The sequence below is a fragment of the Rhodoblastus sp. genome (genome assembly GCF_041915505.1).
Taxonomy (GTDB): Bacteria; Pseudomonadota; Alphaproteobacteria; order Rhizobiales; family Beijerinckiaceae; genus Rhodoblastus.
On record NZ_JAYSBG010000152.1, the window covers coordinates 1 to 8,092 of the forward strand.

Here is an 8,092-nt window from a genome sequence, read left to right on the forward strand (position 1 = left end):
GCTGCTGGCGCGGGCCAAGGAACTGGGCGAGAGCGGCGACGTGAAAGTCTTTGTCGATACCGCGCCGGTCATGGAGAAGCCGCTGGCCGAAGCGGCGGGGCTGGGCTGGCAGGGCAAGCACACCAATCTGGTGTCGCGCGAGTTTGGCTCGTGGCTGTTTCTGGCCAGCATTTTCACCACGCTCGAATTGCCGCCCGACGCGCCGGAAATCGACCATTGCGGCTCCTGCCGCGCCTGTCTCGACGCCTGCCCGACCGGCGCGCTCGACGCGCCCTACCGGATCGACGCCCGGCTGTGCGTGTCCTATCTGACCATCGAGACGAAAGGCCAGATTCCGCGCGATTTGCGCGAAAGGATCGGCAACCGGGTCTATGGCTGCGACGATTGCCTCGCTGCCTGTCCGTGGAACAAATATGCGCAGGACGCGCGCGAGGCCAAATTGCGGGCGCGTGACGATCTCGTTGCGCCGCCTTTGGCGGGGCTTGCGCGGCTGGATGAGGCCGGCTTTCGCGAAAAATTCGCCGGCGGGCCGATCAAGCGCATCGGCGCCGCGCGGTTTCTACGCAATGTGCTGGTGGCGATCGGCAATTCCGGCGATGCGACGCTGGCGCCTTTGGCCGAGGCGCGGCTCACCCATGACTCGCCGCTGGTGCGCGGCATGGCGGTCTGGGCGCTTTCGAAATTGCTGGCGCGCAAGGAATTCCGCGCCCTGGCGTCGCAGAAACAACCGGATGAATGCGACGCGGGCGTGCGCGCGGAATGGGAGAGCGTTTCGTGAACCTGATGATTTTCGGTCTCGGCTATACCGCCGGATTCTATGCCGCTGAAGCGTGCAGCGCTTTCGCCCGCGTCACCGCGACCAAACGCGCGCCGGAGATCGAGGCGGCGGACCGCCTGCAATTGCTGCCCTTCGACGGCGCGTCGGAAAAAGTCGATCCGCGCCTGCTGGCGGGTTTGCGTGAGGGCGACGCTTTGCTGGTCAGCGCCGGGCCGGACGAGGCGGGCGATCCGGTCTTGCGCCGACTGGCGGCGGAAGTCGCCGCCGCGCCGAAGCTGAAAAAGATCGTCTATCTCTCGACCATCGGCGTCTATGGCGACCATGGCGGCGCCTGGATCGACGAAACGGCCAAGACCGAGCCATCCAACCGCCGCAGCCGGCAGCGGCTGGCGGCTGAGCAGGAGTGGCTCAATCTAGCGACGGACGCGCGCGCGGTTTACGTGCTGCGTCTGTCCGGCATCTACGGACCGGGGCGCAATGCGCTGCTGAAACTGAAAGACGGGACCGCCCGACGGCTCATCAAGCCCGAACAGGTCTTCAACCGCATCCATGTCGCGGATATCGCGCAGGCCATCGACGCTTGTTTCCTGAGGGACGCGCCGGGCGGCATCTATAATGTCACGGATGACGAGCCGGCGCCCCCGCAGGACGTGGTGACTTTCGCCGCCGGACTTCTGGGCGTCGAGCCGCCGCCGGAGACGCCGTTCGAGGAAACGCCGCTCACGCCGATGCAACGCAGCTTTTACGGCGAGAACAAGCGCGTCTCCAACGCCCGCATGAAGCGCGATCTCGGCGTGGCGCTCGCCTTCCCGACTTATCGCGAGGGGATGGCTGCCCTCGCGGCGCAGGGCGAATGATCGTAAAATCGCCGTGAGCCTGGCGCAAAGACATGGACTCGAGACCGGATTTTCTGTCAAAGAGCCCGCATGACTTCGATTGAGGCGGCAAAGCCGCTGTTTTCCTATCGCAAATATTGGGCGCACCGCTTCGGGACGGCGCCCTTCCTGCCCATGTCGCGCGCCGAAATGGAGGCGCTCGGCTGGGATAGCTGCGACATTATTCTGGTCACCGGCGACGCCTATATCGACCATCCGAGCTTTGGCATGGCGATCATCGGCCGCTTGCTGGAGGCGCAGGGGTTTCGCGTCGGCATTATCGCGCAGCCGGACTGGAGCAGCGCCGAGCCCTTCAAGGCTTTGGGAAAGCCGAACCTGTTTTTCGGCGTCACCGCCGGCAATATGGATTCGATGGTCAACCGCTATACGTCGGACCGTCGCCTGCGCCATAACGACAGCTATACGCCTCATGGCGAGGGCGGCAAACGACCGGATCGCGCGGTGATCGTCTATGCCCAACGCTGCCGCGAGGCGTTCGCTCAGACGCCCATCGTTATCGGCGGCATCGAGGCCTCGCTGCGCCGCATCGCTCATTACGATTATTGGTCCGACAAGATCCGCCGCTCGGTGCTGATGGATTCCAAGGCCGACCTGTTGCTCTACGGCAATGCCGAGCGCGCTCTGGTCGAGGTCGCCCACCGGATCGCGAAAAAGGGGCTGGATCAGGATTTCTCCGACATTCGCGGTCTCGCGCTGCCGCGCGGCGCGCCCGAAGGCTGGACCGAGGCCCATGCGGAAGACCTCGACGGCGATGAAGGCATTCACGTCAAGGGCGCCAATGTCGTGGTGCGCCTGCCATCCTATGAGCAGGTCACCGCCGAGCCGGAAAGCTACGCCCGCGCCTCACGCGTGCTGCACAAGGAAAGCAATCCCGGCAACGCCCGGCCGCTGGTGCAGCGCCACGGCGACAAGGATATCTGGCTCACCGCGCCGCCGATCCCGCTGACCACGCCCGAAATGGACGGCGTCTACGACCTGCCCTACGCCCGCGCGCCGCATCCGTCCTATGAGGGCGCCAAAATCCCGGCCTGGGAGATGATCCGCCATTCGGTGACGATCATGCGCGGCTGTTTTGGCGGCTGCTCGTTCTGCTCGATCACCGAACATGAGGGCCGTATCATCCAGAGCCGGTCGCAGGATTCGATCCTCAAGGAGATCGAGGACATCCGCGACAAGGGCGAGGGTTTTACCGGGATCATCTCCGATATCGGCGGGCCGACCGCCAACATGTATCGCATGGCCTGCAAGGACAAGCAGACCGAGAGCGTCTGCCGGCGGCTGTCCTGCGTCTATCCGGATATCTGCAAGAACCTGAACACCAGCCATGACGCCCTGATCGAGCTTTACAAAAAGGCGCGCGAGATCAAGGGCGTCAAAAAGGTCTTCGTCGCGTCAGGGGTGCGCTATGACCTCGCGGTGCAGAGCCCGGCCTATGTCAAGGAACTGGTTGCGCATCATGTCGGCGGCTATCTCAAGATCGCGCCGGAACATACCGAGGAGGGGCCGCTCTCCAAGATGATGAAGCCGGGCATCGGGACCTATGACCGTTTCAAGGCTTTGTTCGACAAGGCCGCGCGCGAGGCGGGCAAGGAATATTACCTGATCCCCTATTTCATCGCGGCCCATCCGGGCACCAGCGATGAGGACATGATGCATCTCGCGCTCTGGCTCAAGCGCAACAAATATCGCGCCGATCAGGTCCAGACCTTCCTGCCGTCGCCGATGGCTCTGGCGACCGCGATGTATCATTCCGGATTCAACCCGCTCAAGCCCGTCCGTCACGGCGCCTCCGAGCCGGTCGCGGCTATCAAGGGCTTGCGCCAGCGCCGGCTGCACAAGGCGTTTTTGCGTTATCACGATCCCGAGAACTGGCCGATGCTGCGCGAGGCGCTGAAAGCCATGGGCCGGGCTGACCTGATCGGTCCCGGCAAGCACCAGCTTGTGCCGAACTGGCAGCCGGCGGGAACCGGCGGCCAGGCCGAAGGTCGGCGGCATGGCGCGAAGCTGGGCGCGACGAAAGAACAAAACCGGGGCCAAAGGAACGCAAAGGCGAAGAAATTTCTCACCAAGGGCGTGTTCCCGGCCTGAGTCTTGCTCCAGTCTTGTCGAGCGCGTCTTGCCGAAGCGCAAAGGAGCCAAGGCGTTGGCGCGCTTGACGCTGAGGTCCCGCCTACCTACTTTCGCCTTCAACAGTCCCATTGGCCCAGGGATTCGATCCCGCCGCAAGAGAGGTTTCCATGTCCACCGTGAAAGTCACCGACGCCACTTTCGAATCTGATGTTCTGCAATCCGCGGAGCCTGTGGTGGTTGATTTCTGGGCGGAATGGTGCGGCCCGTGCAAGATGATCGGCCCCTCGCTCGAAGAGCTGGCCAAGGATTATTCCGGCAAGGTCAAGATCGCCAAGGTCAATGTCGACGAGAACCCGGGCGTGGCCGGCAAGCTCGGCATCCGCTCGATCCCGACTTTGATGCTGTTCAAGGGCGGCAAGCTCGCCGCCCAGAAGGTCGGCGCCGCGCCCAAGGGCGAACTCGCCAAATGGATCAACGGCGCGATTTGATCTCGCTGCGAGCCGATGCATAAGGGCGCCCTCGGGCGCCCTTCTTTTTTGCGTCGAAATCAGGCCCGCTTCACCGTGAACGGGCCGCCGGCCTGGCAGGTCGGCATCAGTTCGATGCGGTTGATATTGACATGGGGCGGCAGCGAAACCAGCCAGGCGGCGGTTTCGGCGATGTCTTCCGGCGTCAGCGATTGCGTTCCGGCATAGACTGCCGCCGCCTTGGAATCGTCGCCGCCGAAACGCACCCTGGAAAATTCCGATCCCGTGACCATGCCCGGCTCGATATTGGTCACGCGGACGTCCAGCCCGGCGAGATCGGCGCGCAGGTTCAGCGAGAATTGCAGGACGAAGGCCTTGGTCGCGCCATAGACATGGCCGCCGGGATAGGGATAGTCGCCCGCCACCGAGCCGAGATTGATGATGAGGCCGTCATTGCGCGCCACCATCTGCGGCAGCACCGCGCGGGTGAGATGGACCAGCCCCGAGACATTGGTGGCGATCATCTGGTCCCAGTCGGCGAGATCGGAATCCCAGGCAGGCGCCATGCCGAGCGCGAGGCCGGCATTGTTCACCAGCACGTCGATCTGGCGCCAGTCCTCCGGCAGAGAGGCCGGGAAGGCGTCCACGGCGGCTGTGTCCATCATGTCCAGCTTCAGCGGCAGCAGCGCCGGGCCAAGCTCCTTCGCCAAAGCCTCCAGCCGTTCGACGCGGCGGCCGGTGGCGATGACGCGATGGCCGTCCTTGATGAAACGATGGGCGAAGGCGGCGCCGAAACCGGCGGTCGCGCCGGTGACGAGAATGGTCTTCATGGGATCGTCCTGAATCTTTTTCGCGCGGACGCGCGGCCCACAATTATAGACGCGAAATTTTTCACGCCGATAGGCGAAAGTCCGGTCCCGCCTTTGCGCCGGCGCCTACCAGAGGCCGGGAATCAGGCGCCAGGTCCGGGCGCGATAGGCGCCATAGGGGGCGCCGAAATGCGCCTGCAGCAGCTTTTCCTCGGCCTCGATCCGCGCCGCCAGCGGCGGCAGGGTCAAGGCCGTGACGATCAGGCCGACGCCCGAGCGAAAGGCCAGCGACCAGCCGATCGAGCCGAGCAACAGGCCGAGATAGGACGGATGGCGGATGAAGCGATAGGCGCCGGTCGTCATTAATTGATGGTCGGGCTGGATGGCGACGAGGCCCGAGAAACGATCCCCGAGCAGCACCACCGGCCAGAGCCGCAGCCAGCCGCCGAGGCCGAACAGAACGACGCCGATCCAGCGCAGGCCGTCGCCGCCGATGGTCAGGAATTCGTTGCGGTCGGCCCAGGCGGGCAAATAGCCGTTGGCGAGGCCGAGCAGCGCGAAGGCGGCCAGCACCCAGCGATTGTCGCGGTCCTCGCGGACGCCCGGCGACAGATTGCCCCCGCAGAACAAGGCGATCGCCGCGAGCCCGAAATAGACGATGGTCAGCGCCCAGAAGGCGGGATGGATCAGGAAGGGCTCGAAGCCGCCCCAGCCCCAGATCGGCAGAGCGAAATAGGCGAAGGCGCCGCCGATGATCGCGCCGACGCGCTCAAAGCCGCTCAAGCCTCCGCGCGCCGCCATGGCGGGCCTCTCAGCCGAACATGGCCGCGCCGGGGCAGGCGGCGCAGGATGGGCCGGCGCCCGCATTGGCGCAGGCGGCGGGGGCGTCGCTGTCGCCGCCCCTGGCGGGCGTGGCGATCAGCGACAATTGTTGCTCCAGTTCGACCGCGCCGCAGGATGGGCAGGCCGGCTGCTCGCCGGAGCGCACCAGCGTCTGGAACGACGCGCCGCATTGCTTGCATTGATAGCCATAGATCGGCATGCCGGAACCTCGAAAATTCGCACAGGGCTTAAAGCCGGGCGACGAGCGCCCCTGCCGTTTCAATAGCAACGGCCGCGCCAAAATCAACAGCAAGGCCATTTTCTCGCGCAGCGATGGCGCAGGTTCGCGGATTCAGCTTCGCGCGCCTTCGGTGTGGCAATGCTGCAACTCGATAAAATTCTCTTTGCGCTGGCCGGCGCGCCTCTGGCGAGGCCTTTGAACATGGGCCGATAAATCAAGCGACTATCAAGTCTATCCATTCGGTTGGCCGTTTTCCGCGGCCCCGATCGCAGCGACGGCGGGTTGACAAAATCCGGCGGCCTGCGCACCGTAACTTTATAGTTCAGATATGAACAATATAGAGATGAACTAGGGAGGAGCCCATGAATTTTTCCATTTCCGACCGGCTGGCCGGGTTGATCGGCGGCGCCGTTCTGGCGTTTTCCGCGACGGCGGCGCAGGCGGCCGATCTGCCGAGCCTCAAGGCGCCGGAAGCGCCGCCGGCCGTCGACGATTTCCAGCCCTTTTTCGTGAAGGTCGGCTTCACCTATGTGCTGAACACCACCTCGTCCAATCTGTCGGGGCAAAGCCCGACGGCGCTGGCGCGCGGGATCACCACCGCTTTTCCCTCGGGCGTCGGCGCGACCATTGGCGACGTTCCCACGCTCGGCTTCGAATCCGGCATTTACGTCACGCGCCATATTTCGGTGAATATCGGCGGCGGCATTCCCATGTATGTCAACGACAAGACGGTGGGCTTCAATCCCGCCAATCCGGTCCTCGCCAATGGCACGGTGCTCACCCGATTGATGCCAGCCTTCGTGCCCATGACGGTCAATTGGCATTTCGACAATTTCGGCCCGATCAGGCCCTATATCGGCGCCGGCATCGCGCCGGGCTTTTCCTTCTCCAACCAGAACGCCTTTCTGACCAGCGTTCATGTCGGCAATTCGATCGGCGCGGTGATCGCCGCGGGCGCCGATTACATGATCGACCGGCATTGGGGAGTCAGTCTCGACGTCAAAAAGACCTTCGCTTATGTGGAATCTTATGCCGATGGCATGAATATTCCGGGCGTCGGCCTCGTCCCCGCCAAGGTCTACCAGAACACCCATTTCGAGCCCTGGGCGTTCTCGATCGGCATCCTGTATCGCTTCGGCCCCAGCGACATTCCGTTCCTGAAATATTGACGCGATCAAACAAAACCTTTGCGGGCGGCGGCTTCGCGCCGTCCGCCCGCAAAAGCGCTTCGCGCGATCAGTTCAGGCGCGACCAGGTCACCGATTTGCAGATCAGGCCGCCGAACACGCAGCCGGACGTCGTCATATGCGATCCAGTCAGCGACACCTTGCCGGAATAGGTCTTGCCGTCTTCCGGATTGAACGCCTCGCCGGCCCAGCCGGCGCCGGACGGCTTCAGCCCGTAGAACACGCGTTGCCCCACCTTGGCCGGCGAATTCGGATTTTTGAGCCAGGTCACATGGCCGCAAATTCCGTCGCCGCAGGGCGCCATGCGGATGCGCGACAGACCGTCGGTCCGCTGCCAGTCGCCGACAATATCGTCTCCCGCCGCGAGCGCCGCGCCGCCGAGCGCAAGCAATCCGGCCAAGGCGAACATCATCCGTTTCATTCGTTCCTCCCAATGCTGTTCGAAGGCGCGGCTTTTTCCGCTGCGCTTACGCCAAACTAGGATGCGGCGCGCTTCGGCGACAGGCGGATAGCGGCCAGAACGGCGTCGAAAAAGGCCGATCGGGACATGAAAAGACGGCGACAGGGGATTGGAGGCCAAAAAGACGCGGCGTCTGACCGGCGCGGCCCTGTCCGACCCTGCCTTTGCGGCGTAACCTGCGCGCAGCGGCCGCCTGAGCGGCCGGGCTGGCGCCCAAAAAAATCAAGCAGAAGAAAATCACGCAAAAGGGCGCGGGAGGAAACGAGAGCATGAACATGATGGCGGACAAGGCGCCGGTGCGCGCGCCTGCCGAACGGCCTTGGCTTTCGTCCTATCCGCCGGGCGTGCCCGCGGAAATCGAT

General features: G+C 64.1%; 9 protein-coding genes. 5 read left to right on the forward strand and 4 right to left on the reverse strand.

Annotated features, from left to right (window positions below):
• The 4 genes from queG to trxA form a co-directional block, all read left to right on the forward strand.
• On the forward strand, positions 1–778 hold a 778-nt coding region (queG, locus tag ACE3S9_RS10910; protein WP_374546487.1), incomplete at its 5' end, for a tRNA epoxyqueuosine(34) reductase QueG.
• A gap of 5 nt (positions 779–783) precedes the next feature.
• The gene (locus ACE3S9_RS10915) at positions 784–1,635 is read left to right on the forward strand and encodes an SDR family oxidoreductase (protein ID WP_374546495.1); all 852 of its coding nucleotides are present in this window, start codon (positions 784–786) and stop codon (positions 1,633–1,635) included.
• 69 nt (positions 1,636–1,704) lie between these two features.
• Positions 1,705–3,762 (forward strand): YgiQ family radical SAM protein, encoded by a 2,058-nt coding sequence (locus ACE3S9_RS10920; protein WP_374546488.1) that lies wholly within the window; start codon positions 1,705–1,707, stop codon positions 3,760–3,762.
• Between the two features lie 149 nt (positions 3,763–3,911).
• Positions 3,912–4,232, forward strand: coding sequence for a thioredoxin (gene trxA, locus ACE3S9_RS10925; RefSeq protein ID WP_374546489.1), 321 nt, complete (start codon positions 3,912–3,914; stop codon positions 4,230–4,232).
• A 59-nt stretch (positions 4,233–4,291) separates the two neighbouring features.
• On the opposite strand, the gene ACE3S9_RS10930 is transcribed toward trxA, so the two are convergent.
• The 3 genes from ACE3S9_RS10930 to ACE3S9_RS10940 all read right to left on the reverse strand — a co-directional run bounded on the left by ACE3S9_RS10930 (position 4,292) and on the right by ACE3S9_RS10940 (position 6,062).
• A complete protein-coding gene (locus ACE3S9_RS10930; RefSeq protein ID WP_374546490.1) occupies positions 4,292–5,041 on the reverse strand; it encodes an SDR family NAD(P)-dependent oxidoreductase in 750 nt (249 codons plus the stop codon).
• A gap of 105 nt (positions 5,042–5,146) precedes the next feature.
• On the reverse strand, positions 5,147–5,821 hold the full coding sequence (locus ACE3S9_RS10935; protein WP_374546491.1) for an isoprenylcysteine carboxylmethyltransferase family protein: 675 nt from the start codon (positions 5,819–5,821) through the stop codon (positions 5,147–5,149).
• Between the two features lie 10 nt (positions 5,822–5,831).
• On the reverse strand, positions 5,832–6,062 hold the full coding sequence (locus ACE3S9_RS10940; RefSeq protein ID WP_374546492.1) for a zinc ribbon domain-containing protein: 231 nt from the start codon (positions 6,060–6,062) through the stop codon (positions 5,832–5,834).
• A gap of 383 nt (positions 6,063–6,445) precedes the next feature.
• Between ACE3S9_RS10940 and ACE3S9_RS10945 the strand changes: the two genes are divergently transcribed.
• Positions 6,446–7,252 (forward strand): OmpW family protein, encoded by an 807-nt coding sequence (locus ACE3S9_RS10945; RefSeq protein ID WP_374546493.1) that lies wholly within the window; start codon positions 6,446–6,448, stop codon positions 7,250–7,252.
• Between the two features lie 67 nt (positions 7,253–7,319).
• On the opposite strand, the gene ACE3S9_RS10950 is transcribed toward ACE3S9_RS10945, so the two are convergent.
• Entirely contained in the window at positions 7,320–7,691 is a 372-nt protein-coding gene (locus ACE3S9_RS10950) for a DUF2147 domain-containing protein (protein ID WP_374546494.1), read from the reverse strand.
• Between the last annotated feature and the right edge of the window lie 401 nt (positions 7,692–8,092).

What these genes read in the sequence shown, in the direction of transcription:
- ACE3S9_RS10950 (WP_374546494.1), bottom strand. Translation starts at nt 7,691, where the DNA reads ATGAAACGGATGATGTTCGCCTTGGCCGGATTGCTTGCGCTCGGCGGC.
- ACE3S9_RS10920 (WP_374546488.1), top strand. Translation starts at nt 1,705, where the DNA reads ATGACTTCGATTGAGGCGGCAAAGCCGCTGTTTTCCTATCGCAAATAT.
- ACE3S9_RS10940 (WP_374546492.1), bottom strand. Translation starts at nt 6,062, where the DNA reads ATGCCGATCTATGGCTATCAATGCAAGCAATGCGGCGCGTCGTTCCAG.
- ACE3S9_RS10915 (WP_374546495.1), top strand. Translation starts at nt 784, where the DNA reads ATGATTTTCGGTCTCGGCTATACCGCCGGATTCTATGCCGCTGAAGCG.
- ACE3S9_RS10935 (WP_374546491.1), bottom strand. Translation starts at nt 5,821, where the DNA reads ATGGCGGCGCGCGGAGGCTTGAGCGGCTTTGAGCGCGTCGGCGCGATC.
- ACE3S9_RS10930 (WP_374546490.1), bottom strand. Translation starts at nt 5,041, where the DNA reads ATGAAGACCATTCTCGTCACCGGCGCGACCGCCGGTTTCGGCGCCGCC.
- trxA (WP_374546489.1), top strand. Translation starts at nt 3,912, where the DNA reads ATGTCCACCGTGAAAGTCACCGACGCCACTTTCGAATCTGATGTTCTG.
- ACE3S9_RS10945 (WP_374546493.1), top strand. Translation starts at nt 6,446, where the DNA reads ATGAATTTTTCCATTTCCGACCGGCTGGCCGGGTTGATCGGCGGCGCC.